The following is a 25,965-nucleotide window of genomic DNA, read 5'->3' as shown; positions in this document are numbered from 1 at the left end:
GTTCAAAATATGTGGGTTTCTTCTATTATGTAATCAACGTTTGTAGCCCACTTTTGATCAATCTTTATTTCAACCCTACATTTTGTTGTAGATTTGAAATAAAGTCGCGACGATTGTAAAAAAGTTGCGAAGCTTTACCCCTTTGGTTATTATTTAGCCAAAGGGGTGTTTTTTTGTCTAAAAGAACTAGAACATCTAAAGTTGAAAAGTGGATTAAAGAAGGTCGTGGCTCGGGAATCGGTGCCGATTATAAACCGTGGTTGAATATTCAAGATGTTTCCTCATTGGAAAGATCCACTCGTTTAAAAGGTATTAAAACGAAAGGCAGCACGAATTTTTATCAGATTTGGAACGAAACTACTTTTTTAATTGAATATTCGGATTTTGTTTTTGATATTCGAGAACAATTTCCTTTATTGCCGTTGGAAGAAACAATTGTCATTGCTGATGAATTAGGTCTAAAACATCCTACAGACCCTAAAACGAATCAGCCAGTTGTAATGACAACGGATTTTTTATTAACGGTAGATAAAGGAAATGGGTTAGTAAGCTTGCACGAACAATAAAAATGAAAGACGAGCTACTAAAACAACGAGTTATTGAAAAGTTTGAGATTGAACGAGTTTATTGGGAGCGAAGGCAAATTGATTGGGACATTGTAACAGAGCTGGGGATTCCTAAAGAAATGGCTAGGATTAATAATTTAAATATAAAAATTGAAAATACAACAGCTTATCGAGGAGATTTAAAAGGTATTGTTGAGCGCAAATTCCGAACGATTAATGACAAAGTGAAACAAAAAGCGCCTGGTGCTATTTAAAAAGAATATCGAGAGCGCGGAGATAGAGATTATAGGCTAGACGCTACACTTAATTTAAAGGAATTTACAGCATTAATCATTACGATGATATTGCAACATAATCATAAAATCATTGATAAGTATCCAATGGAAAAAGAGATGATTACAGATAGTTTAGTACCAACACCTATTAATCTCTGGAATTGGGGCATCCACAATCGCAAAGGTTGTCTTCGAACAGTAGATAGAAATATTTTGCGCTTAAATGTGTTACCACGTGGTAAAGCAACTATTTCGAGAGCAGGCATTAAATTTAATAATTTACTGTATGGATCAAAGCGAGCAATCGAAGAACAATGGTATGTAAAGCTGAAAAACAAAAGTATTGATATTGTGTATGATCCACGTCATTTAGACCGAATTTATATTCCGAATGACAACAGAATGGATTATGAAACGTGCATTTTATTAGAGCCTAGCGTGCAATACAAAATGGATTTTTTAGAAGAAGTCGTTTTTCAACATCAACTACGAAATGAGTTAGAGGAAGAGGAACGCTCTAAACAAGTGCAGCTTACGATTAATACAGATAAGAAGATGAATCAAATTATTAAGGCAGCAGAGCAAAAGAAAAAACAAGCTCTACATCAACCAACAAGTAAAAAGGAAAAACTAGCTGCGATTCGAGATAATAAAGTGAATGAAAAACAAGCTAATCGCGAGGAAGAAAAATTTGATTTGTCACCCACTGTAGCTGAACATTCAACAGAAATCATGGATTTACATCAAGAATACAACTAGAAGAGCAACCACAAAAGAAGTCACCTTCACGTCTTATGGAAAAATTAAAGAGGAAGCGAGATGAGGAATTTGGAAAAGATGAATAATGTCGTCTTAAAAGGAGATATGGAAGAAGCAAGTTATAAGACTCAAATCTTACTGAATATGCTCATAATCCTTTTATTGAAGCCCTACCGCCAATCTTTGATGAAGATGATGTATTGGATCGTTTTATGGTGACGCCGCGTATTAGTGAACAAGATAAGAAGAGTGAAGCGAATATTCGTTATCATGTTTTAAAACGTGTGAAAAACTTCATTCAGCCGTTGCCAATCCATTTTGAAGTAGAGCGCCGGTTATCGACTTTAATTCGTCGTGGTTATTTAGCCCGAAACCTGTTAGATAAATCATTCCTTGAACGGATTCGAATATTGCATCACCTACGTGAGGATGAAGAGCAGGCACATCAATATATTGATGAACGCTTAAACCATATTCGTTCAACGGCAGATAGTTTATCGATTATTGGCATCTCAGGTATCGTAAAACAACCGCAATTGAACGTTTGTTGTTAATGTATCCACAAGTCATTAAGCATGAATGGTATGAAAGGCAGCCTTTTAATCGTACACAAATCGTTTGGCTAAAAATAGACTGTCCGTATGACGGTAGTTTATCGACTTTATGTAAAAGTTTTTTCAAAGCAATTGATGATTTATTAGGTACACGTTATTTAGAGAAATTTGTCTATTTAAACCGTGTTACCTCAACAATGTTATGACGCATGACATCACTAGCGAGTATGTATGGGATTGGCGTTCTTGTCATTGATGAAATTCAGCATTTGCTACATTCAAAAAATGACAGGAAGAAATGCTAAATTTCTTTGTGACATTAACAAACACAGTAGGAATACCAACTGTGTTAATTGGTACCTCGAAAGCACAACAACTATTTAAAGGAAACTCTTCTTGGAAACTCTATGGGCATTTCAATGTTTAAAGATTCATTCGGAACTAACAGAAGAGTTGAAAAAAACATTTTATGAAGAATGCCAAGGAATTACCTCGGTAGCAGTAAACTTGTTCAATCTTAGCTCAAGAAAGAGCTTTATTTGATGAAATAAATGGAGATGAAAGGATTACACCTAAAGTAATAAAGAAAACAGCAAGAGAAGATATGAAAATTATCCAACCAATGATGAATGCATTACGTACAAATGACTTAAAGGCAATGTACAAATATGAGGATATTATGATTAATCTAGATGATCTTATGATTAATCATAAGAAGAATACTGAATATGAGGGTAAAGTCAAGGAAGCTATGACAGAGCGTCAAAATACTCTTCAGTACAGACAACTAGAGATAACTGAAAATCTTAGTTATGAGATTGCTTCATTAGGAATTTTCGATACCTTAAATCCTAACGATATAAGAAGGTTGGTTTCCAAAGTTGTAGATAACCAGCCAATTGAAAGTGAATATAACAATTTAAAGTTAGAAGCTATACAGAATGCAATGACTTTAAATCAAAAGAAAAACAACAGAAATTAAATCATACACATAAGTAAAGTTAAGAGCGAAATCATTAGAAAGAAAAAAGCATCCGTATGAATTATTAAAAGTTAATGGATATATAAAACCGTTTTTAGAGGAGTTTATTAAATGATTTATGATACTTTTTCATAACTAAGGGTAACATCTTATGTTTGAAAAGCTAGTTATATCGACATTATAGAAATAAGTCGAATATTTCTAGAGGGACATTAGGTGTTACCGTTTTTACAAATCCTTATCCAAATGAATTAATATATATTCAGCAATTGCCAGGTATCATTTTTATAGTGGTAATATTGATTGTAAAGATACGCTGGAAGAGTTGTTTGACAATCGTTCTGTGATACCGAGTATAGGAATTGGTAGCTATTTTTCTGTTTTAGCAGAAAAACTAGGTGCTCAATATTCTGTAGAATCACTATTGGCTAACCACACAATTTATCCTTATTATGCTATGTTTCTTTCAAAGAATCTGCAGCAAGAAATTATTCAGGATGTTGCAAACGATGGACAGGGACTTTATACGAGATTAGGTATAGTCGCGGGAAGCATCTGTAGAAAAAATGATCTGTACTATTTGTGTTGATTGTGTAAGGGCAGATTTGTTGCGATATGGTGAGCCATATATTCACCGAGAGCATCAGCTACAAGGAATTGATTATTGCCCGCATCATGAAGTGCTATTAAAAAAATACTCGATTACACTTTATGCAATGAGCAGAATTGGGTTTATACGATTTGAATTAGAGCAGATGGATTTAGCGCATATTTATAAAATTGACCCTATGCAGAAGTAAAAATCCATTTAGCAAAACAAGCATATATACTATTACAGAAACCATTGCATCTATTATCATGGCAAGTCGTTTCATTGAAATATCGTGGATTATTAAGGGATTTAGAATTGGTTACAGCGTCTAACCGTATTCGACAAAAAGATCTTTATAAGAAGTTAAAACAGGTATTACCAGTTGATTTCTTAGTGCATTATGAAAGTAAAGTGGATGTTGCTAATGAATACGAAATACGAAGCGTCACGTACATCCTTTTTTTAGAACAAGAGATAGATGAATTCACAATAGATTTAAAAACTGATATTGGCCCTTTTGGTAAAGGCCCATTTCCATGTTTAAATCGAGCTGCATTACATTATCATAAGTTAGTTATATCATCTGTTGATGTAACAAGAGATTATAAAACAAATGCTCCAGTTGGAACCTTTAAATGTACTTACGGATTTATCTATTCTAGAAAGGGTCCTGATAAAACATCAGAAGACCGTTTTCATATAGGTAGAGTAAAAGAATTTAGACATGTATGGCAAGAAAAACTAAAGCAACTAGCTAAGAGTGATATAAGTATTAGGGCAATTGCAAGAGAAATAGGTGTAGATTCTAAAACGGTAAAAAGGTATTTATTGAAGAGTGTCGAAGTAAGCAAAGAAACGTTAGAATACAGTCAAGAGCTATTAGCAAAGTATAAACAGGACATTGAAAAGATTGTTCAAGAGTATCCGCAATTATCCCGCACTACATTGCGTAAGAAATGTAAGAAACAATACATGTTCTTATATCGACATGATAAAGAATGGCTAATGAGTGTTTTGCCTTTTAATCAAAAGAGACAGCAACCTACAATAACAGTTAACTGGTCTAAAAGAGATCAAGATTATGTAGTAAAAATAAAAAAGATCCATAAAGAATTATCATAGTTAGAGGAGCCTGTCCGCTTTACACTTTCTTTAATAGGTAGAAGGCTTGGTATTTTGGCGAATTTAGAACGACATTTAGATAAACTACCGAATACTGAGAAGCTTCTGTCCGAGATTACAGAATCTGTTCAACAATTTCAAATTCGTCGTTGTTGTATAGTAATTGACCAAATGGTAATGAAGGATGAGCCAATTATTTTATGGAAGGTACAAAGGAGAGCAGCAGTGAAATCGCATCATTTTTATGAGATTAAACCTTATTTAGAGAATTATGTGCATCATAAGCAGGATATGAAAAACGATGAGCAAACAACAAGTTAAATTAGATAATTGGCCATTTAAAAAAGGAGATAAAGCACAATTAACTTGGATAAGCTCCCCTTTTTGGCAATCTAAAAAAATTCTGATCTATGCATATTTCAGAGCTAATGGAAAAACTGAAAAGGTATTAGCAGATTAGGGAACGTTGCCAGCGTTAGCAATCCAACATTATTATATGAATGGCAATATTAACAAAAGTATCATACCAACAGGGGCAAAAGATATTGAAATAACTGTTTATCCTAATTCTGTAAGATATTTCGAGAAAGAATGGAGCATTTTGGGCACAAATGATAAAGATATGTCACGTAGCATTATCGTTTCTTCTAATAGCAAAAACTATACTCTTCCGTTGGTTGAAGTTGTACGAAGTATTTTAGCACCAAATCGCTTTTTACTTTATAGGCTATTTGAAATAAACTCCAGCTAGATTTTTCATCACTGTATCATCGTAAATACACAAAAGACATTTTTCTCTATCAATTAGTTTGGTTACTTACTAATCAAGATTTAAGACAAAATAAAGAAATTAGCGTATTTGAAGTGGAACGCGAGGATAGGGCATTATCAACTTTATTATGTTTAATAAATCATCAGCAGTATAAAAGTTATTGTTATCAACAAATTTTAACTAGATTAGTTGATAATCATGGAACTTGGAATAAGGAACAGTTACATTGTAACAAAATAAATTTTTTAACTTTACGTCATGGAAAGAAAGATGTTACATAGGGCTAGGAAAATCATGAGAAAATCTTATTTATAGAGCTAATATTTCTTGCTGGTTAGAGATGTTTTGAGGTTGCATCACATTAACAATTCATATTTGGAACTAATATAGGGCGTTTATAAAGGTGATATGATCAGGAAAAGGAGCTACTATATAAAACCTTTTATATGGGGATAATTATGAATAAATTTAATCCTAGCTGAAGCAATATTAAATTGACAAAAAGGCTTGTTTATCGATAAACTTTAAATATCGATAAACAGAATGAAACGATAAATCCCTAGGAAGAGGTGGAATAAAATGAAATTATATCCTCTATACGAGTTCCCACCCTCTTTAGAAGAACTTGAAAAGTTGCTTAAAATAATTGACTTGAGCCCTTCTCTACCTATTGAGAAGTTGAGGGAGATAGTTAGTCAACTGTATGGAAAACGTGCTTCAAGAACTAATATACAGATAAAAGACTTGGGGAAATTAGGGTTAATAGAATTAGGATATGAAGTTTCCCTTACTTGGGAGACTCAGTTATATATTGACTTGAACAGAAGCATTAATCGACTATTGCTTCATAATTCTTACAAAATTAACGAGTTATTTCATAATTGTAAACTAATATGTCAGATTGATCCTGAATTTTCTGTGTCAAACCAAGCTCTATATGACAAGATTTTAGAGCATGGTTATACAGAAGAGAATAGAAGAACTGCTTCTGAAAAGTTATATGCTATAAAACGATTAATAAAATCTTGTCAATTTGAAAATAATTCAAATCCATTCTTAGAATATGAACAGTATATACACTTTCTAACTACTCTACAAAGTGAATATTTGCTATTGGCAAGTGGATTTCAAAAGAATGTAGTTATATCTAAATTAGCTGATGCATTGCAAAAAAAAGGTTATACAGAAGAAGGTATAAAAAGAAATATTTCACTGCTATATAGTGATCCTATATTTGCTACATATACTTCTTTTTCAACTGTAAATCTTGATTTTGCCAAAAAAGATTACTACTCCATATTGAAAGAAGATTTGTATTATATAAAAATTAATAAACCTTTTATTAAAGAATAATGGAGGTATATGAAAGTGATAAATAATCTATTTGAAAATGAAAAAAACTTAACTGTAGAGATTGTCAGAAAAGAATTAAACGGTATGAAGAACTCACAACCCCCAAAATCACCTACATTTATTATAAATCAACAAAATGTCAAAGATAGAATTACTCAAAAACTTTCTGATTGTGATAAGGGATGGGATTTTGCACATGTAGTTCTGACTGGGAGAGTTGGTGGAGGGAAAACTCATTTTTTAAATTGGATTGAATCTCGTTTAAAAGACCAAGGTGATTATTATATAGTTAAATTTCAAGTACAAGAAACTAATATTGTAAAATATAGCTTTGTAAGAATGATTGCCTCTAAGTTGTTTCAACTTTACTTTAGTGATTTTTCACTTGCATTTAATAGACTTATAGCAGATGCAAATATTAAGACAGATCTCGATAAAGATACGATTATAAGTAAAATATGTGAAAAATTTGAAATTGGAAGTAGTTTAGCAACAGTCCTTTATACTATTTATAAAGGCGGTGATAAGAGTAGTGCAGCAATACGAATATTGGGAGCATCTCATGGTAGAACAGAAATAACCAAAGTAGGCATTAAAGAGCTGAATAATTCCGATTATATAAATATCATTCAATTTTTTATAAAATACAAACCAAAAGAAGGGTTTTTACTTATATTGCTAGATGAATTTGAGCATGCTTTTTCAGCTTTAACTACTGCTGCTAGACGTAACTTCTTTATTAGTTATAAGGAATTTATCGATAAGGTTATTAGTTTTGAGCCTCCAGCAGTTGCGTTAATTACATCTGTGACAGAACAATATGAAGGTAATTTAAAGGAAGAAGTGTCTAAGCGTGAATATGCTATATGGACTCGTTTAGAACATCATGTACTTGAGTTGAGTGAGTTTAAACCCTCAAATGTGAATGATTTTGAAGAATTATTTCTTGAATTAGCAGTTAGGTACAAGAAAGGTTATGAATATGATATAGGTATTGATTATCCTAAAGAAATGAAAAAGCAGTTTTTGGATTATTTAGGAGGTAATACAACCCATGCGATTAGCTATCGTGATGCAATATCCAATATGCTGAAAATTATGGATGATTTAAGACTAAAAGACAAAACTTTAGCGGATTATCAAAAGAATAGGATAGATTCAGATATACCTATAGATGATTTTGTAAATATCGAGTCTTTACCTATTGTGAAAACTGATGAGGAACGTATATTAGAAGAAGTAAATGCTCAGTGGCAAAAAGCCCATCACAATCAGCGTCCAGGACTGATAAAATCATCACTAGAAAAACTATTTTCTGACTCACAATACGAAATTGTACGGTTCAAAGAGGAATTTGGTATAGAAGAGTTAGCTTCAATTTTGTATGTTCGGAAATCAGGGAGTAAAAAATTAATATATATAGCAACAGCTTCAAATCCTAAGAGCCTTGGGAATAAATTTCAAAAGTGCCTGGAATTTAAAGATGAATTGAGTAATATTAATGATGATGAATTTAAGACTGTTTTTATTTACCAGAAAGAAGCTGAGACAGAGACGATTATAAAATATCAAAATAATCATCCTGATATTATAAGCTTGTCTTTAGAACATAGCGAGTTATTAAATTTATTAGCGTATAATAAGGCAAACACTGAAGCTTTGAAAAATAGACTTTTTAATAAAATGGAAATATTTACAAATAACTTATTTTATTAGTGGAATGGGTGTCTAACGTGAATACTGAAAAAGCAAACAGTTGGTTTTTTATAGAGTTTTCTACCCCTGAAGGAATTGATTTTGATGAATCGGATATTGTTGAGGTTCTAGAATCACTTGAATTTAAATATAAATATTTAATTGATCAGATAGTTGTTTTTGATATACAAAATACACCAGATGAAACTAGAATAGAGACCTTTAAGTCAAGAATATATCAGCTTATTGTAGATAAACTAAATGATTCTGAAGATGAGTTTGATGAAGAACTTTTTAATTTTATAACATATAAATCACAGGAAATACTTTTTAGCTTTAACATCGAGAGTGATGATTTGAAAGAACATGAATTTATAAACTATTTAGTGAGAATTCAAGATGGGGAAGTAATTAACTATGATAAAGAATCTGAGTTTTTAACAATTGTTGATTATGCTGAAAGGCACTACTCAAAGACACCTTTATTCCACAATATTCGATGTAAAAATATAGCCATATTTAAATTAAAAACCTTGTCTTTAGGTTTTGCAATTATTGGCTATATGAAAATTAATAATGGGATTAGGGTAACTATTAAAGTATTTAAATATGATATGCTAAAGTATATTATAGACAGTTTACATAGCTTTGACTGGATACTAAAAGTTACATGGGAAGATAACATTAATTGGAATTGGTTGATGAGTAGAAATGTATCCTCTGGATATCGTATTGCAGATGAACATATTACCAAAAATGAGCTTATGAAATCTTTCTTGAAGGTTACTAAAGCAGATGCATTAGAAAAAAAAATATCATTTGTGTTAGAGAAATTATTAAATAAAGGATATTTAACAGAAAAAGAATTTAATGATGAGATTTCTTCAGAAAAAAGTATAAATAAATTCTTTTCCCCTTATCACAGATTAATCAGTAATAACTTCCCAGAAAAAGGGGTTTGGATAGATCCTTCATTAGGTTTGATTTTTAATGAAAGGAACAAAAATGATCCCAAGAGGATTGAAGAAAATAATGATTTTGAAAAAATTTTTGCTCCTACATTCCATTTATTGAACTACATAAGAATTTTCTGGCATCAAGATTTTGTACAGGAAGTAGTGGAAATGGTTCAGAAAGAAATGCAGGCTGAACAAAGTGACTATAATATCATCAGTTCATTTGCGGATCTTCAATTTGATTTAAAGAGAGATGGGGAACCGAAAAGTAGTTCTAGAGACATAGATGTATTACTTCGAGTGAAAAATAGAAAAAAAAATACTGAGGAGATTATTGCCATAGAGTCAAAACGGTATGCAAGTGAATTCAATACTGTAAAAAAAGATATCACACAAAAAATTACACAGAGATACGCAGGTATATTTAAAGCATTTATTACAGTAGCATATTTCAATGATAATAACGATGTGAATTCTGAAGAGTATGTTGTATGGGGTTCAGGTGATCAAGAATTAAAGAGACCACTTTTCTTATGTGCAAATACAAATTTTAAAGGGTTAGTAAGTAATTTAAAAGAAACAATAATTAAGATATGTGAAAATAACGATGATGAATAATTATATTAATAAAGCTGTATTATTTTTAAAAAAATTGGATGCAAGTGAATTAAAAACTTTTCTCTTATTGTACGGGATTTCATATTGTAATAAATATATTAACTTAAATTCTTTTTTAGATAATTATAAAGAGATTAATTTAGATGAGCTTAAAAATGAAGCTCAAAATAAATTGAGTTGTGATATTTTTCAATATCTAGATGAATACTCCGATTCTGCTATAAAAATATTAGATTGGTTAGCAAAGAATCCACCACCTGAAACAACTGAAGATATATTAGGTACAATATATTTAGTGCTTTCTGAGGAGAAAAAAAGAAAAAAATTAGGTGAACATTATACTCGGATAGATCTGATTAACCTTATTTTTACTGAATATAAAATCGAGGAAAATATAAATAAAACTATTATTGATCCTGCATGCGGATCAGGTAATTTTTTAGTAATTTATGTGTACAGAATATTATCTAAGTATAAGAATTCTCCCGAAATCCTAAGAGAAATAATTGAGAAGATATATTCGAGAAAACTAATAACTGGAGTAGATATACAAGAATATACCTGTCTAATTACAAAACTTCGTTTATTAATGACAATTACTAAGTTTTCTGGAGAAATAAGACCGAATGAAAAACTGCCGATATTCCAATTAGATAGTTTGAGCGATGATGACAGTGAAGTATTAAAAGACAATCAATATGATATAGTGGCAACGAATCCCCCATATTTACGTTATCACTCTTTAAGCGAAGATAAAAGAGAAGCTTATAAGAAGAGGTATTTTTCGGCAAAAGGTAAATTTGATTTATATACGCTATTCATAGAAAAGTCGGTTAAACTTTCTAAAAATGAAACTGGTAAAGTTTCTCTTGTTTGCTCTAATAAATTTATGACAGCTGCATATGGTAAATCAATTAGAGATTATATAAAACAGAATATTAATTTAACTAAGGTTTTAGATTTAAGTGATATATTTCCTTTCAAGGCAGCAGTACTGTCAGCAGTTTATTTTTTTGAAGCACCTAAAAGAGAATCTATAAATGAACCAAGATGGGAGAAGGTTATTCAAGAAAATGAAAGGCTATTCGTAAGGCAATTAGGAACTGTTTATCTAGGTGATACATGGAGATATACCGGTATTAAAACTGAATTTGTATTTAAAAAGATATTGCAACAACCGAAAGCAAAAGAATTAAAAGAGTACATTAAAAGTATTTTAGTTGGTATTCAAACTACAGCAGATGATGTTTTTTGCAAATATATGACTAGAGAATTTATTGAAAAAAATTATTTTGAAAAAGAATTGTTTTTTCCCATGTTAAGAGGGAAAAATCTAAAAAAATGGGGCCATCATTGGACCGGAGATATAGAAGCTTCTGATACTTTCATTTTATATCCCTATACTGAAGAAAATGGAAAAACTCAAAGGATTCAATTGGAGAAATACCCCAATGTTATGAGTTATTTACTCGAGAATAAGTCTATTTTAAAGCAAAGAACATATATTAAGGAAAAAGGTACAAAAGAGTGGTTTGAACCATGGGTAGAACGATCCCATAATACCTTTAAGAATATGAAGATATTAACGCCAGACTTAGCATCTGAATGTAGGTTTTCCCTTGATACCTCAGGGTTCTTTTTCAATGGAACTGTCTATTCAATTCGCCTAAAGGAAAGCTATGAATTGGACGATTATAAATTTTTGCTTGGAATACTTAACAGTAATATCACTTTATTTATTCATAAGCAATTGAATCCAATTCATCTTCATTCAAAAAAATATCGATTTCAGTCGCCAGTTATGAAAAAATACCCGATAATTTTCTTGAATAAACGGGATTCAGAGTATAAAAAATTGGTCATTTTAGTTGACGACATTTTAAGAGCATCGTGTGAAGGGGAATGCCTTTTAGAAAAAGAAAAAGAACTAAATAGGCTAGTATATAAAATTTATAATCTTGATCAACATGATATTGGAATTATCGAGGAGTTTTTAGATATCAATTAAGCCAATTGATACATTTAAAAATCATATTAAATTGACTCTTCAACCTGTTGTCTTATGTTGTGAAAAATTCTATTAGTGTGATTTCTCGCAGACAAATTTTGATTTTTATAGAATGCCTAGCATGTTTTATTCTCAGATAAAATTGTGCTAAAATAATAAAGTCGTTGTTATTGCGTAAGGGAAAAAATCAAAAATTATAGAAGTAATAAATGCAGATATTACGACTTATGCAAAGCAATATGAACGTCAACAATATTTAGTATATTATTTAGGTAATATTCAAAATGAGGATGAGTTCAAGAGAAATAAGAGTAGATGATGTTAAATTGCTGATAGTCAAACACTAATAAGCATTTTTATTAATCTTTTTTATAAAACTTCATACTACACCAAAAACTATATCCACGCATTTTGATCGATCTTTTTTCAAAATGCGTGGGTTTCTTCTATTATAAAATCAACGTTTGCAGCATCCTTTTAATCAAACTTTATTTTAAACCAACATTTGTGAGTTTTAATTAATCTTGTCACATAATTATAATTGAAAGTGACATCAAATATTACCTTGATACAGCTAGAATGCTTGCTGTATCAAGGTTTTCTTTTTTCTTATTGACCGTAAGCCCGTAATCAAATAACGCATATAAACACATTGGCATCTCCGATACCATAGACATATCAATTCAAGGAGGTGCCAATTTTATGCCAACCACAAAATTAACGATTGTCCCTGTGACATTAGATCCTATTATTAACAACCTCTCATCTGTAACATCACAACCACAAGCCCATGTTCCAAGCTGCATAATTAAATCAACTGATGTTGAAATTTCCTTCTTCAATGGTGTAGATGAGCACATTATCCAAGTCATCATGAGGGAGTTGAGCAGTCGATGAAACATAATTTTACAAGTGTAAAAAACATATATATCATCTGTGGCAAAACGGATATGCGGAAAGGAATTGATGGTCTAGCAACCCTCATTCAAGATTCATTTGAATTGGATCCGTATAGTGATTCCATCTTTCTGTTTTCAGGATGGAGCAAGGATCGTTATAAATGCCTGTACTTTGATGGCGATGGCTTCGCCATGCTTTATAAACGATTAGATAACGGCAAGCTGCAATGGCCGAAAAATGAAAATGAGGTACGTAACCTTTCGCAACAGGAGCTTCGTTGGCTATTAGAAGGGTTATCAATTCAACAGCCAAAGGCGATTTCAAAATCTGCAAAAGGTGTCTTTTAAATTAATTCATCTAAATGATATAATCATCCATAACTTATATTGAACGAAATGTGGTGAATGATTTGGATAACGCTTCAACAACAGAAAAAGTGATTCGATTACTTGAAGAACAATTAGCCTATATGAAAAAACAAAATGAAGAGCTTTCGATTAAGCTGGATCAATCGTTATCCCAAAATCAGGTGCTAGCTGAACAAATTCGCCAATTAACAAAGGCTTTATACGGTTCTAAATCAGAAAAATCTAAGTATCAAGCGCCCGATGGACAAGGTTCATTATTTGAAGATGATCCGTCTTTTAGCGATTCTGAGCACACAGAAGAACAAAGCACGCCAACTGTTACTTATACAGTTGTTCGGAAACTACATAAGAAAAAACGGAATGATGCTTTTTTAGATGGGATTGAAGTGGAAGAAGTCCACCATCATCCTGACAATACGCAGTGTGACTGTTGCCATGGTGAGATGATTGAAATTGGTACAACAATTGCACGTGAAGAAGCGAAATTCGTTCCAGCTACAATGAAGCGTGTTCAGCATATCGAACATGCTTATGAGTGTAGGCATTGTAAAAAGGATACCTCACAAAAAGCACAAATCAAAAGAGGGAAAGCACCGCAAGCTGTCATTCAGCGAAGCATTGCAGGACCGACTGTTTTAGCAAAGCTTATCTACGATAAGTTTATTCAATATTTACCCCTTTACCGTCAGGTAAAAGAATGGGAAAGATATGGTTTACTTACTAATGATAAGAATTTATCGAATTGGGTCATTCGTGTAGCTAAAGATTGGCTTCTACCGGTTTATGAACAGATGAAAAAGATATTAATAGCAAAATCTGTTCTCCATGTGGACGAAACCTATGCACAAATTATTAAACGATCAGACGGGAAATGCGGTCAATCAAACGCCTATAATTGGGTATTCCGAAGTGTTCCAAGCCAAGGGCCAATCATTATTCTTTTCCAGAGCGCTTTATCTAGAAGTCGTACCGTACTGGAAGAGTTTACGGCTGGCTTTAAAGGAACTCTCATTTGTGATGGTTATTCTGCATACGGTAATCTACCTAATGTCATCTTCGCTAACTGTTGGGCGCACGTTCGACGTTATTGGCTGAAAGCCGATAGTAAAAACGGGCAAATTGGCGTTAATTATTGTGATCAACTCTATCACTTAGAACGCCAATTTAAGCAGCTTTCACCAAGTGAACGCCGAAAAGCAAGGCAAAAATATTCCAAGCCAATTGTAGAGAAATTCTTGAAATGGGTAGATGAATCACCTTTCTTCGGGAAAAGCGCACTCGCAAAAGCAGCGGAATACACTTTAAATCGTGTACATGGGTTAAAGGCGTTTCTGTTTGATGGTCGGATTGAAATTGATAATAATCCAGCTGAAAATGCGATTCGTCCAAATGTAATTGGTCGCAAAAACTGGCTCTTCTCTGTTAGTGAAGCTGGTGCTAAAGCAAATGCCATCTGTTTAAGTTTGGCAGAAACGGCAAAAGTGAACGGTATCGATTTCTATCAGTACCTCGTGAAGCTGATGACCGAGTTGCCGAATTTGCCAATTAATCAACAGCCAGAACTTTTAAATGATTACATGCCTTGGTCGAAAAATATCCAAGCCAATTGTGCAAAATAGCCAGCTATCCGAAAAAAATTTCAGATAGCTGGCCATTCGTCGTGCGTACCGAAAAGGTGCGCTATTTTTTATATTTCGGGCTTACTATTGACCTATTCATAATAGTCATAACACATAAGCTATTTATAATTAAAATTGACATTTAATCCACATTTATTAATTGGAAGAAATTTAGGAATGTTCATTAACCAAAAAATTGATATATGTCATTGCTATACTTTCTTTTTTAATCATCCCTATATAAAATGGAAACATGTATTCTTATTCGTTGGTGATAAAACGGATATAAAAAGAAACCGAGATCATGGTACGATTAAATGGACAGACAGCGGTAATGCTACCTGAACATGTGTAGCCACTGCGTGAACGGCAGGCTGAAGAGCCAAAACATGATGAATATGACTTTAAAGAATTCGCACATCAAATCCAAATGGCCGTACAAACGCATAGTATTGTTAGAATTCAGTATTGGAAGAATGGCGATTTGGATAGGTTGAAGGAACAATCAAGTAATTGCCCTTGAACAATACAGCCTAAGTCACAGTTCTATCTCCACAAGGGATTAAGCAGATGTATATCCCACACATCATGAAAATCCATTTATATGCCACGTAAGCCGAGGAAACCTTAGCTGGTAAAATCGGCTTTATTCAACAAAACCAGCTAATAGTTGTCAAGATTTTTCAATAAAAAAATTAAAACTCGCATGATATACTAAAAAAGGGTACAGCAAATAAGCCTTCCTCTTTAAAATTGGAAGGTTTTTCTCAATGTACTTAAATGTGATTTTTAAACCGCATTTTGGAAGGCTTCTTTTCTTTTTAGTAGGGCATAAATCCAATGTAAAAGCTTATTAGCACATGCAATTATGAAAGGCTTCCCTTCTTCGCGTTTTTTATTGTAGAACTCTCTTAATTTCTTATTTCTAGGGATTATTTCTTCACTTGTTTTTTGCTTACGTGCATCTCTTATACCGCATTGTACAGCCATAAACAACGCTTGTCTTAACCTGCTAGAACCTCTTTTGGTTATGCGATTGATGGAAGCAGTAAACCGGCCAGAAGAGTAAACGCTAGGATCTATCCCGGCGAATGCTACTAGCTTTTTAGGATGGTTAAACCGTTCTATCTCTCCAATTTCAGAGATGATTGTTGCCGCAATCTTTTCTCCAACACCAGGGATAGACTGGATTATCTCATATTCTTCAATTTCTTTAGCGAGGGCATCTATTTCTGCTGCTAACTTCGATAGATGCTCTTGATATTGAAGAACAATGTTAATAAACATTCTTAGGTTAAAGATATGGCTTTGGTACAAGTTGTTTTGAAATGGATTACGTAATGCAGCTTCTCTCAATTTAATTGCCTTTTCTTTTGCCCATTTTTCTGAACGGGTTGTTGTAACCGCTAGAATAAAATAGACAGTTTTCGCTCGAATCACGTGAACACTTTCGCTAACCAAATAGACTATCTAGTAAACTAGAATTATTCGTTTACTGGAGGTAAGAGACTTGGAGGAAAAGTTAGTGTTATATGTTGAGATTCATCAATTATTTAAACGGAAAATGAAAATTGCACAAATTGCTAAATATTTAAAAGTAAATCGTGGAACTGTTTATAAGTATTTAGCAATGTCCTTTGAAGAGGCACAGGAGTATTTAGGGAATGCACTTAGAAAGCCTAAAAAACTAGATCCCTATCGGGATTGGATTGTGGCTTGGTTGGAAGAATATCCTCATTTAAGTGCAGCACAAATTCAAGATTGGTTACTAGAGAGGTATCCTAATTTAGAAATTGGAGAAAGCACAGTACGCTCTTATGTAAAAGAAATTCGTGAAATATATCAGATTGAGAAAAGAAATATCGTTAGACAATACGAAGCCGTTCCACAACAGCCAATGGGTAAACAAATACAAGTGGACTGGGGCGAAACAAAACAGAAAACTACAGAGAAAAAAGAAATAAAACTGTATTTCATTGCTTTTGTATTAGCACATTCAAGATATAAATATATGGAGTGGCAAGACCGGCCTTTTACGACAAAGGATGCCATTCGCTGTCATGAAAATGCATTTAGCTTTTTTGGGGGAAGCACTGAGGAAATTGTTTATGACCAAGACCACTTAATCACAGTTAGTGAGAATGCCGGCGATTTAATCTTAACCTCCGAATTTCAAGCGTATGTAAAAGAACGGAAGTTTCGTGTGCACTTATGTCGAAGGGCAGATCCAGAGTCAAAAGGAATGATTGAAAATGTAGTGAAATACATAAAAGGTAATTTTGCGGATAGTAGAGTTTTTAAAGATATTAAAAGTTGGAATATAAGTGCAACCCAGTGGTTAGAACGAACAGGAAATAAAAACGTACACAATACAACAAAAAAGAGACCAGTAGAAGTGTTTCTCGTCGAAAAGCAACACTTACAACCAGTCTCCCCTATACTTTCATTAGAAAGTAACCATGAAGTTATTATAGCAAGGAACGTAAATAAGGACAATACGATTCGCTTTAAGTCAAATCGTTACTCAGTCCCATTAGGGACTTACGGTACGCTACATGATAACCAAGTGTACCTTCAAACAAAACAAAATACATTGATTATTCGTGAACAACCAGCTGGTGAAATCCTAGCTGAACATAAGATTAGTACGCAAAAAGGAAAACTGATTAAAAATCGAAATCACACAAGAGACAGATCTAAAGGCATTGAAGAGTTAAAACAAAGTGTCATTTTTAGTTTTGAGAATCGAGAAGCTGCAACGATATATGTAAATGAAATTTGCCAACTGTATAATCGTTATCGTCGTGACCAATTAGCAATTCTTTTATCTGTTATCAAAAGTGAACCTCAGTGGATTAATCAAACACTTGAAAAATGTATAGATGAAAATCTTTATAGTGCCAACGATTTTCGTGATGTCGTTAGTTATCTAAAGAAATTAGGTAATGATTCTATATTAGATATTAAAAAAAGTAATAGCACGCTAACTTCTAACACGAAAATTAAGGTAACGACACGTTCTCTTAGTACATATACAAGTATCTTAGGAGGACGTAATTAATGAATAAAACAGTCAAAGAATTACAAGAACACTTTCGTCAATTACGTTTAGCTGAAACCGCAGAGGAGCTCCCGCAGCTCCTTCGTGAAGCTGAAAAAGCATCTTGGACTTATTTAGAGTTTTTAGAAGCAATTACAACATTCGAACTAAATAAACGAGAAGCTAAAAGTATTGAGAGACGAATGAAATGGGCTCGTTTCCCTTTTATAAAAACACTTCAAGAGTTTAATATAGATGAACAAACAGCCCTAACAGAACGACAATTGACGCAACTTCTAGAGTTCAGTTGGTTAGAACAACAGTATAATTTAATATTTTTAGGACCGCCTGGTGTAGGAAAAACATTTCTAGCTATCGGGCTAGGTATAGAGGCAATTCAAAGAGGTTTTCAAGTGTATTTCATAACGATGGGAGAACTAATTCAGCTACTGAAAACACAAGAGTTTGCGCATAAGTCACAAGTGCAGATAAAACGATTACAAGCTTCTGACTTAGTAATTATTGATGACCTAATGTACATGGCAATGGATCAGCGCGAAGCAAACCTATTCTTCCAGCTGATTAATCATCTGTATGAACGGAGTTCAATTATATTAACCTCAAACAAAAGCCCTGAGCAATGGAGTGAATTAATGGGCGATGAAGGTATAACAACAGCCATTCTAGATCGACTATTACATCGTGTAGAAATTGTTCATATGAATGGTGATAGTTATCGAATGAAAAATAGACAGCATGTGTTTTAAGCAAAAGTGTTCATTTCAAACGAGCAAAAACTGTTATTTCAACTTGACGGTTACAGTTGTACATAATTCTGCAATTTTATTAGTAAGATCCGATTCGCTAACACTTAAAACCTCTTTGGAGGTTGGGAAGATTGATAGAATCTGTAACGAAATTTTTGAATAGAGATCCCCAAAGACACCTCTATATTCAGGAAATATTTGATCTAAGATTGATTGTAGCTGTAATTTTGTTTGTACAGCTGTGCTTGATACTGTTTCTTGTTGTCTAGTGAGATTACGAAGATTTAAGAGGTGTATGCCCCTTTTTTTATATGGTTCTAACTCTTCCTTGTAATACAGTTCACATAGTTGATAGGCATCAATGGCATCGGTCTTTACTTTGCGTAAATTTGTACTTCTAGCTCGATGAGAGATAAGTGGGTTTACAATAATATAAACGTATTGTTGCTCCTCCAAAAATTGAATGACAGGCATATGATATTGACCTGTAGATTCTAAAATAACCGAAGGTTGCTCACCATCAGCTAGTTTCTCTATTTCCCTTAGAAATTCTAATAAACTATCTAAACCATCAAGAGTATGTTTAATACTAAAGCTCTTACGATATGGTTTGCCTTTATCTAAAAAGGCTTGAACCTGACTTTCTCCTTTTGAAACATCCAGACCAACGACTGGATTCATAATTACATCTCCTCCTAAAGAAAACTAAATTCGTCGGTAACCCCTAAAGCTGCTTGTAATGTCATAGGTTCGCTTGTTAAACGGGATCCTTGTCCCAACCAGCTCGAAACATGTTTATACAAGTAGGGGTGAACAGTTTTGCGGACGGGATCTAGTCCCACGGGCCAGACGTTCTACCCCGACTACCGTTATAATAAGACCTAAAAGAAAAAGGTCAACCAGAAAAAACTGGTTAACCTCATATTACGAACGGGCCTTATTGTGGAATAACGACTTTAATGGGATAATTACAAAACGATTAGATTAAACCAACGTTGCTCTATAACGTTGGTTTATTTCTTTTGTTTTTATAATATACAACGTCTCTTTTTCATTCTTCTATAAATAAAGCATCAGATAAATAACTTCCAAATGGATACAAAAAAGACATATTTGTGTGCTAACCTATATTTGGAGGTGAAGATATGGTTTTCAAGCTTCTTTTAGTTGAAGATGATGCTGAGATTAGAGAAATTATTACAGATTATTTTATACAAAAAAGTAATGGAGATTTTAAGATAGATTCGGCCAAGACAGGAAATGAAGGGCAACAAAAAATCGTTGAAGACGAATATGATTTAATACTTCTAGATGTCATGTTGCCAGAGGTCGATGGATTTACAATTTGTAGGGAGCTTAGGAAAAATAGTGATGTTCCGATTATATTTATTACTGCAAGGCACACAGAGAATGAAAGATTACATGGATACCATCTCGGGTGCGACGACTATGTAACAAAACCATTTTCTTTAGCAGAGCTTTATGCAAAAGTAAATGCATTACTCCGACGATCAAAAGGTATGGTAAGAAATGAAATAATGGTAGCAGGATCAATAAAACTAGATCCATATCGATGTACAGTTTTTCTAAATGATAAAGAAGTCATTCTTGCACCGAAAGAATTCTCAATTTTGAAAATACTTATGGACAACCCTAGTAAAGTAGTAAGTCGAGAAAGCCTCCTTATTAAAATTTGGGGATATGATTTTGAAGGTAATGATCGAGTGGTGGATAACCATGTTAAAAAGCTGCGAAAAGCCTTAGGCAGTGCTTCTACTCAGATAAAAACAGTCTTTAAAAGAGGTTACAAACTGGAGGTGCAATGATGAAAAAAAACAAAACAAAGCATTCGACCTATTTGCGGATATTTAGTTCATTTTTGGCTATATATCTAATTCTTATGATAGGATTCAGCGTTTATCTTGTATTTCAGCAAAAAAAAATGGCTGAAATGGACCTACGATCATACGCATTACAAGTAAGTGCTAAATTTGAGGATATCCTAAAAGAAAATATGGACAGCGAGAATCATATTAAGGACATTACCCTATTAAGAAAGGAAATTGCAAATGAGTTAAATTCCTTCACGACTGAACTTACAGAAATAGCTATATTTACAGGTGAGTACAAACTGATTTTTAATACGACTAATTACTGGAAGGTTAGTTATTCAAATAATGATGTTAAGAAGTTTTCAACAGAATACGGTTTTATTAATCCTAAAGATTGGTATAGCGAAGAAAATATAAAAGACATTGAAAGATATTTATATGCCCAACCAAAGGCCAAAAAGGAAGGAGATTTATCAGGTTACTTAGTTGATGTAAAGGGTTTTTGGGTTGATAATGAAAACATTATTCCTGAACAAATTAGCGTAACTGAAATGTATGCACAGAAATTTGATGAAAATGGGGATGTAAGTGCAAGCGGAGGTATTCCGGACACTTATACTGATTACCGCTCAAATCATAAAAATATTGAAGGATTACCGTACTTTGAATTCGCTAGTGTCATACCAGAGAATACCGGTAATCCGAACAATGAAAAGCAGAATGAGCTACGACAATTGGTAATAGACTCTGAATATTTAAAAGAAACATTATCACATATAATGCTAACAAAGCCACTTTCGCAACGAGTAGATTTATTAAACTATCGTTTTTATCAGTTACAACCTTATCCAACAGCTTTTTATGATGGACAAGATCTAATTAGTGATTTTTGGTTTGTTTTTGGTCGTGACGTTAATTTGTGGGAACAATGCTCTAACACATTAGTCTTTGTTTGGATTTCTTGCTTCATCATATTTATGATTGTTGCATTCATACTCTCTAGACAAACTTATAATACTTATCAGAAAAGAGAGAACCTTGATAGACAACGGAAGGAAATGACGAAAGCGTTGGCCCATGATTTAAAAACCCCTTTAAGTATTATTTCGGGTTACGCCCAGAACTTACAAGAAAACATCTTTACTGAAAAAAGGGGGCATTATGTTAAACACATTCAAGCAAACATAGACCGAATGGATAGAATAATAAGGGAGATGTTAGAGTTAACAACATTAGAATCAGACTCTCTTAAAATCACTATTAAAGATTTTCCACTTAACGAGCTGTGCAACGAAATTTTAATTCGCTATAAGCATGTTTGTGCGGAAAGACGAATAACTACAATTCTTCAAGGGGAGGCATATATCAAGGCGGATCGTTCTTTAATTGGGAGAGTAATAGACAATTTTTTCATTAATGCGATCGAAAATATGCCTGAAGCGGGCGAAATTCGCATCACAATTTCCGACAATACACTTGAAATATTCAATAGTGGTAGCCATATACCTGAAGAAAAAATCGATGAAATATGGCTGCCTTTCAAAAAAGGTGAAGCATCACGTGGGAATACAAAAGGTACAGGTCTAGGATTAAGCATATCACGTTCAATATTAGAATTGCTTAAATTCCAATATGGTGCTAGAAATTGTGAAGACGGAGTAATTTTTTGGTTCAAATTCCGATGAGCTAATTGTACACCTAAAGATAGGTTAAAATGTTCTTAAAGTAACTGAAGCAGTAGTATCAACTCTTCACCAATCGGGCGCTTTTCTGAAATAAGGAAAGCGTCTTTATTCATGGTAAGGGCCATTTTGAATAACACTAAATTGAAGATGGTATTTTATGTTAATCTTGATTTGAGCTTGTGAAACAGTGCACTTAAGTCAAAGGGGAGGGTTTTGTAAATCAATCTTACTATTTCCGTGTTTGGTGAACTGCATAAAATTTTGAAATGCCCACATAAATAAAACAAAGTTAAAATAAAAAATGAAGGAGGTGTTATGTTGAAGCTCCTTTTAAAAACAGCTTTATCCTTGTTTTTAATTTCTATATGTCTAAATTTCCCTCAATTTCTCAAGCAGAACATTTAGATGATATAGCTACAAGTGAAGGTGAAGTGGTTTACCAATTTCAATATAAATATGATGAAATTTATAAATTATTAGGGTTAACTGCTAAAGAGTATGACGAATATTGGAAAAAAGGTCTTTCTATTGCAGAGATGGCTGAGGGGTGAACAGTTTCGCGGACGGGAACTAGTCCCACGGGCCAGACGTTCTACCCCGACTACCGTTATAATAAGACCCAAAAGATAAAGGTCAACCAGAAAAAACTGGCTAAGGAATAAGATTTGTGGAGATTGTAAATAATCGAAAAAGTTAGAGTTCAAATTAAAGTGCTGGAGTCATGGTGGTAATAATTGGAATGTGATATGATCAATGGGATATTGTTTGAAGGTTCTATAACCGGGCGCATTTCTGCAGAAAAAAATGCATCTACGAAATGAAATAGGCCAAGTGTTTATGGATAAAATATAAATTTTAGGGGGTATTTTATGTTTGTAGTAAATGTAGAAGGGGCAATTCGTCGCAATGAGAAATGGCTTTTAATCCGCAGAAGTGAAAAGGAGGAGCATGCTGGTGGAGGTCTCTCATTAGTAGGAGGAAAGTGTGAAATTGAAGGCGATTCGTCTCATATTCTGGAAAGAACATTAAAACGAGAAGTTTTTGAAGAAGTAGGTAGCGAAATTACAGACATTAAATATGTAAATAGCTCCTCCTTCGTGACAGAATCAGGGATAAATGTAATCGATATAGTTTTCCTATGTCATCATAAATCTGGAGAACCTTACGCTAAAAGTACTGAAGAAGTGGATGATGTTATTTGGATGACTACATCAGAGGTTCTTGCACATACGGAACTACCTTTATTTCTAAAAGAAAACATTAAACTTGCAGAGAAAATACTACAAGATAATCTGCAGGTGAAATATTAGTTATACATTTTCCGAATAGGGCGTGATTCTGCAAGAAGGATAAGCTCTCTTTTTCATTAAAGGGCCATTTAATTGAATAACATTTCTAATTTAAAAAAGGGTTTCATGCTTATATGGCATAAGTTTTTGTGCGGATTTTTCAGTTACTTGCTATAAAAAAAGTTGGTGCAGTGTCTACATTTTTTAACCACCGATATTCTAGACCATCTACTCTATCTTTAATCCAAACATCTCCTTGGTTTTCTTTTTTAGATGTTCGATACCAAGTAATCGTTGAACCAACTACTTGAGGAGTATTATCTATTTTATTGTTCTTTGGAAATGTAATCTGCCTTTGTTCTCCTGATTCAAGATTAATTACATATAGCGCTGTAAACATAGTTGGAACCGGTCCCAATTTCCACGCTTTGTTTTCTTTTGCTCGAGCAACAATTATTTCATCTAGAGAAAGCCATTCCAAATCTAGATCTACATATCCTTTGGGTGTATAGCCCTTTTGTTTATTCGCTGTAGGAATCTCGGTAACGGTTGTATCTTTGTTTTCAACAAAAAATCTTCCTTCACCCGATATGAAGGCTAGTTGATTTTTTGATGGAGCCCACTTTATCCAATTTTCATACCCAAGCATTTTCCCTATCACTTGAAATTGATCCCCTACTGATGAAAGTACTGATAATGTATTGCTATCATTTGACCAAGACGCTGTGGGTGTTAATAGAAAACTAATCCAGCTCCCATCAGGACTAAACGTTAAATAATCAGCATCGATGGCGAATAAATCCGTTGTATTTGTTTGAATGGTGTAAAAGGGCTTTATTTTATTCGTATCAAGATTGGCATCTACTGGCACTTTAAAAAGTCGAACAGGTTCCCAGCCAGTAGGAAGTAAATTAGATTGAGATGAAACGATAAATGCTTTTCCATCGGGGAACCATTCAAAATCACTAACACCTAGAGATACATTTTCAAAACCTTGTGGTCGCCCATTTTTGGTTTTTGTAACGTTTAGGATACCTCCCGAATTGTAAGCTAGTTGATTGGATGTTGGCGACCATTTGATTTCATTTGCTTCAATTATAGGATACGGCTTATAACTTTCCTTTTTCTTTACATCATAAATATATAAATTCGTTTTTCCACCCTCCTCCTTACCTGCTAAATAGGCAATAAATTGACCGTCTTTTGACCACTTTGGAGAGGATACGTACTGACCTGTCGTAAGTTGTAGTTCCTTATCACCCTCTTTTATCCAAAGCTGGTGGTCTCGTATGAAAGCAGCTTTAAGTGGACCTTCAGCAGAAGCACCTATTGAAAAACTAAAACTAATAAATAGTATTAATAATAAAACCCTAATTGCCATTAATCCCACCTCTTTATCATAGGATGTTCTTTTGAAGGGAATAAATTCGTCCATCAAGCATAACAAATGCTGGATTGTTGCCTTTTGCTGCTACCATCTTCATTACCTGCTACGTTTTGAATAGCAACAATATTTAAGAAAACAGCCAAAAATAAAGACAGGATAAAACTACAAATTCTTGTAGAATCAATTCTGTCATTGCTATCAAATGTTATTTACGTACAAACGTTTGATACATTATAGCCTTTAGAGAAGCGATTTCATCATTGATTGCTTCAATGTGGATACGTTTCGTTAAATTTGTAATTGTGCTATCTAAATTTTTAATTACAGCAATCTTTTCACCATTTTGCAGGCGCTATTGTTGTATAAGCTGTTCTGTTCTTCTTGCATTCACGGAGAGGAGGATTGTTAAGTTAATGACGAACAAAGTAAAAGCGGTCCTCCACAGATATAGTGTGGAAGGCCGCCTTTTTGTTATAAGCAAGTCACCATTTATTATTGGTTACATCTGATTCACTTAATTGTATAGAAATAAATTAAGAGATCTATTTAGCTTACGAAGCATTACGCAATGATTTCAGAATTAAACTCAAAATGAAAACTAGTATAATTGCTCCAATGAGGGCAGGGAAGATATAGAAATCAGAAATTTTAGGACCCCAACTTCCAAGAAGCATACCACCAATCCATGCACCAATAATACCTGCAATAATATTACCAATAATTCCGCCTGGAATATCTTTACCCAAAATTATACCTGCAAGCCAACCGATAAGCCCGCCAATCATTAAAAACCAAATGAAACTCATACTATCCATCTCCTATTTTG

General features: G+C 33.3%; 19 protein-coding genes and 5 pseudogenes. 20 read left to right on the top strand and 4 right to left on the bottom strand.

The window, feature by feature from the left end; genetic code table 11:
• Positions 1-173: 173 nt before the first annotated feature.
• From MHB39_RS22000 to MHB39_RS21930, 15 genes and pseudogenes are all read left to right on the top strand, one after another.
• Positions 174-694: pseudogene (locus tag MHB39_RS22000) on the top strand (TnsA endonuclease N-terminal domain-containing protein); the annotation flags it as partial.
• Positions 695-1,686 (top strand): annotated as a pseudogene (locus tag MHB39_RS21995) (Mu transposase C-terminal domain-containing protein); the annotation flags it as partial.
• Positions 1,661-3,251 (top strand): annotated as a pseudogene (locus tag MHB39_RS21990) (ATP-binding protein). The pseudogenes MHB39_RS21995 and MHB39_RS21990, both read left to right, overlap by 26 nt.
• Positions 3,252-3,744: 493 nt before the next feature.
• Positions 3,745-3,936 carry a TniQ family protein gene (locus tag MHB39_RS21985; RefSeq protein ID WP_258860873.1) on the top strand — a complete coding sequence of 64 codons (192 nt, stop codon included), beginning with the start codon at positions 3,745-3,747 and terminating at the stop codon, positions 3,934-3,936.
• 44 nt (positions 3,937-3,980) lie between these two features.
• A complete protein-coding gene (locus tag MHB39_RS21980) occupies positions 3,981-4,850 on the top strand; it encodes a TnsD family Tn7-like transposition protein (protein WP_258860874.1) in 870 nt (289 codons plus the stop codon).
• Between the two features lie 54 nt (positions 4,851-4,904).
• On the top strand, positions 4,905-5,171 hold the full coding sequence (locus MHB39_RS21975) for a hypothetical protein (protein WP_258860875.1): 267 nt from the start codon (positions 4,905-4,907) through the stop codon (positions 5,169-5,171).
• Positions 5,152-5,310, top strand: a complete 159-nt coding sequence (locus tag MHB39_RS21970) for a hypothetical protein (RefSeq protein WP_258860876.1) — start codon at positions 5,152-5,154, stop codon at positions 5,308-5,310. The genes MHB39_RS21975 and MHB39_RS21970 overlap by 20 nt, the downstream gene beginning before the upstream one ends.
• A 6-nt stretch (positions 5,311-5,316) precedes the next feature.
• Positions 5,317-5,601, top strand: coding sequence for a hypothetical protein (locus tag MHB39_RS21965; RefSeq protein ID WP_258860877.1), 285 nt, complete (start codon positions 5,317-5,319; stop codon positions 5,599-5,601).
• Between the two features lie 600 nt (positions 5,602-6,201).
• On the top strand, positions 6,202-6,975 hold the full coding sequence (locus MHB39_RS21960) for a hypothetical protein (protein WP_258860878.1): 774 nt from the start codon (positions 6,202-6,204) through the stop codon (positions 6,973-6,975).
• A 15-nt stretch (positions 6,976-6,990) separates the two neighbouring features.
• Entirely contained in the window at positions 6,991-8,691 is a 1,701-nt protein-coding gene (locus MHB39_RS21955) for a hypothetical protein (RefSeq protein WP_258860879.1), read from the top strand.
• Positions 8,692-8,708: 17 nt separating this feature from the next.
• Positions 8,709-10,244 (top strand): hypothetical protein, encoded by a 1,536-nt coding sequence (locus tag MHB39_RS21950; RefSeq protein ID WP_258860880.1) that lies wholly within the window; start codon positions 8,709-8,711, stop codon positions 10,242-10,244.
• The gene (locus MHB39_RS21945; RefSeq protein WP_258860881.1) at positions 10,234-12,252 is read left to right on the top strand and encodes an N-6 DNA methylase; all 2,019 of its coding nucleotides are present in this window, start codon (positions 10,234-10,236) and stop codon (positions 12,250-12,252) included. Before MHB39_RS21950 ends, MHB39_RS21945 begins: the two co-directional genes overlap by 11 nt.
• Positions 12,253-12,954: 702 nt before the next feature.
• Positions 12,955-13,149, top strand: a complete 195-nt coding sequence (locus MHB39_RS21940; protein WP_307476185.1) for a hypothetical protein — start codon at positions 12,955-12,957, stop codon at positions 13,147-13,149.
• Positions 13,146-13,499 carry an IS66 family insertion sequence element accessory protein TnpB gene (gene tnpB / locus MHB39_RS21935; RefSeq protein ID WP_307476187.1) on the top strand — a complete coding sequence of 118 codons (354 nt, stop codon included), beginning with the start codon at positions 13,146-13,148 and terminating at the stop codon, positions 13,497-13,499. The genes MHB39_RS21940 and tnpB overlap by 4 nt, the downstream gene beginning before the upstream one ends.
• Positions 13,500-13,552: 53 nt before the next feature.
• Entirely contained in the window at positions 13,553-15,139 is a 1,587-nt protein-coding gene (locus MHB39_RS21930; RefSeq protein WP_307476189.1) for an IS66 family transposase, read from the top strand.
• Positions 15,140-15,928: 789 nt separating this feature from the next.
• On the opposite strand, the pseudogene MHB39_RS21925 reads toward MHB39_RS21930, so the two are convergent.
• Positions 15,929-16,534 (bottom strand): annotated as a pseudogene (locus MHB39_RS21925) (IS110 family transposase); the annotation flags it as partial.
• A 130-nt stretch (positions 16,535-16,664) separates the two neighbouring features.
• Between MHB39_RS21925 and istA the strand changes: the two are divergent.
• A complete protein-coding gene (gene istA, locus MHB39_RS21920; protein WP_342546941.1) occupies positions 16,665-18,200 on the top strand; it encodes an IS21 family transposase in 1,536 nt (511 codons plus the stop codon).
• A complete protein-coding gene (istB, locus tag MHB39_RS21915; RefSeq protein WP_342544854.1) occupies positions 18,200-18,946 on the top strand; it encodes an IS21-like element helper ATPase IstB in 747 nt (248 codons plus the stop codon). The genes istA and istB overlap by 1 nt, the downstream gene beginning before the upstream one ends.
• A gap of 54 nt (positions 18,947-19,000) precedes the next feature.
• Here the strand turns inward: istB and MHB39_RS21910 are convergent.
• Positions 19,001-19,627 (bottom strand): annotated as a pseudogene (locus MHB39_RS21910) (IS110 family transposase); the annotation flags it as partial.
• Positions 19,628-20,091: 464 nt separating this feature from the next.
• On the opposite strand from MHB39_RS21910, the gene MHB39_RS21905 reads away from it, so the two are divergent.
• From MHB39_RS21905 to MHB39_RS21895, 3 genes are all read left to right on the top strand, one after another.
• Positions 20,092-20,772: a response regulator transcription factor gene (locus MHB39_RS21905; RefSeq protein ID WP_258858933.1), complete on the top strand. Its 681-nt coding sequence runs from the start codon at positions 20,092-20,094 to the stop codon at positions 20,770-20,772.
• On the top strand, positions 20,772-22,463 hold the full coding sequence (locus tag MHB39_RS21900) for a HAMP domain-containing sensor histidine kinase (RefSeq protein WP_258858932.1): 1,692 nt from the start codon (positions 20,772-20,774) through the stop codon (positions 22,461-22,463). Before MHB39_RS21905 ends, MHB39_RS21900 begins: the two co-directional genes overlap by 1 nt.
• Before the next feature lie 869 nt (positions 22,464-23,332).
• Positions 23,333-23,773, top strand: a complete 441-nt coding sequence (locus tag MHB39_RS21895; RefSeq protein WP_258858931.1) for an NUDIX domain-containing protein — start codon at positions 23,333-23,335, stop codon at positions 23,771-23,773.
• Positions 23,774-23,912: 139 nt separating this feature from the next.
• Here the strand turns inward: MHB39_RS21895 and MHB39_RS21890 are convergent, their stop codons facing one another.
• The gene (locus MHB39_RS21890; protein WP_342545371.1) at positions 23,913-25,133 is read right to left on the bottom strand and encodes a translocation protein TolB; all 1,221 of its coding nucleotides are present in this window, start codon (positions 25,131-25,133) and stop codon (positions 23,913-23,915) included.
• Between the two features lie 557 nt (positions 25,134-25,690).
• On the bottom strand, positions 25,691-25,945 hold the full coding sequence (locus tag MHB39_RS21885) for a GlsB/YeaQ/YmgE family stress response membrane protein (protein ID WP_342545369.1): 255 nt from the start codon (positions 25,943-25,945) through the stop codon (positions 25,691-25,693).
• Positions 25,946-25,965 lie beyond the last annotated feature (20 nt).

The sequence above is a fragment of the Lysinibacillus sp. FSL K6-4013 genome (genome assembly GCF_038630435.1).
GTDB classification, from domain to species: domain Bacteria; phylum Bacillota; class Bacilli; order Bacillales_A; family Planococcaceae; genus Lysinibacillus; species Lysinibacillus boronitolerans.
This window is presented reverse-complemented; position numbering and strand designations above follow the sequence as displayed.

Excerpts from the sequence above, each read along its gene's own strand:
- MHB39_RS21885 (WP_342545369.1), bottom strand. The coding sequence starts at position 25,945 with ATGAGTTTCATTTGGTTTTTAATGATTGGCGGGCTTATCGGTTGGCTT.
- MHB39_RS21960 (WP_258860878.1), top strand. The coding sequence starts at position 6,202 with ATGAAATTATATCCTCTATACGAGTTCCCACCCTCTTTAGAAGAACTT.
- MHB39_RS21890 (WP_342545371.1), bottom strand. The coding sequence starts at position 25,133 with ATGGCAATTAGGGTTTTATTATTAATACTATTTATTAGTTTTAGTTTT.
- tnpB (WP_307476187.1), top strand. The coding sequence starts at position 13,146 with ATGAAACATAATTTTACAAGTGTAAAAAACATATATATCATCTGTGGC.
- MHB39_RS21905 (WP_258858933.1), top strand. The coding sequence starts at position 20,092 with ATGGTTTTCAAGCTTCTTTTAGTTGAAGATGATGCTGAGATTAGAGAA.
- MHB39_RS21970 (WP_258860876.1), top strand. The coding sequence starts at position 5,152 with ATGAGCAAACAACAAGTTAAATTAGATAATTGGCCATTTAAAAAAGGA.
- MHB39_RS21940 (WP_307476185.1), top strand. The coding sequence starts at position 12,955 with ATGCCAACCACAAAATTAACGATTGTCCCTGTGACATTAGATCCTATT.
- MHB39_RS21895 (WP_258858931.1), top strand. The coding sequence starts at position 23,333 with ATGTTTGTAGTAAATGTAGAAGGGGCAATTCGTCGCAATGAGAAATGG.
- MHB39_RS21945 (WP_258860881.1), top strand. The coding sequence starts at position 10,234 with ATGATGAATAATTATATTAATAAAGCTGTATTATTTTTAAAAAAATTG.
- MHB39_RS21900 (WP_258858932.1), top strand. The coding sequence starts at position 20,772 with ATGAAAAAAAACAAAACAAAGCATTCGACCTATTTGCGGATATTTAGT.
- istB (WP_342544854.1), top strand. The coding sequence starts at position 18,200 with ATGAATAAAACAGTCAAAGAATTACAAGAACACTTTCGTCAATTACGT.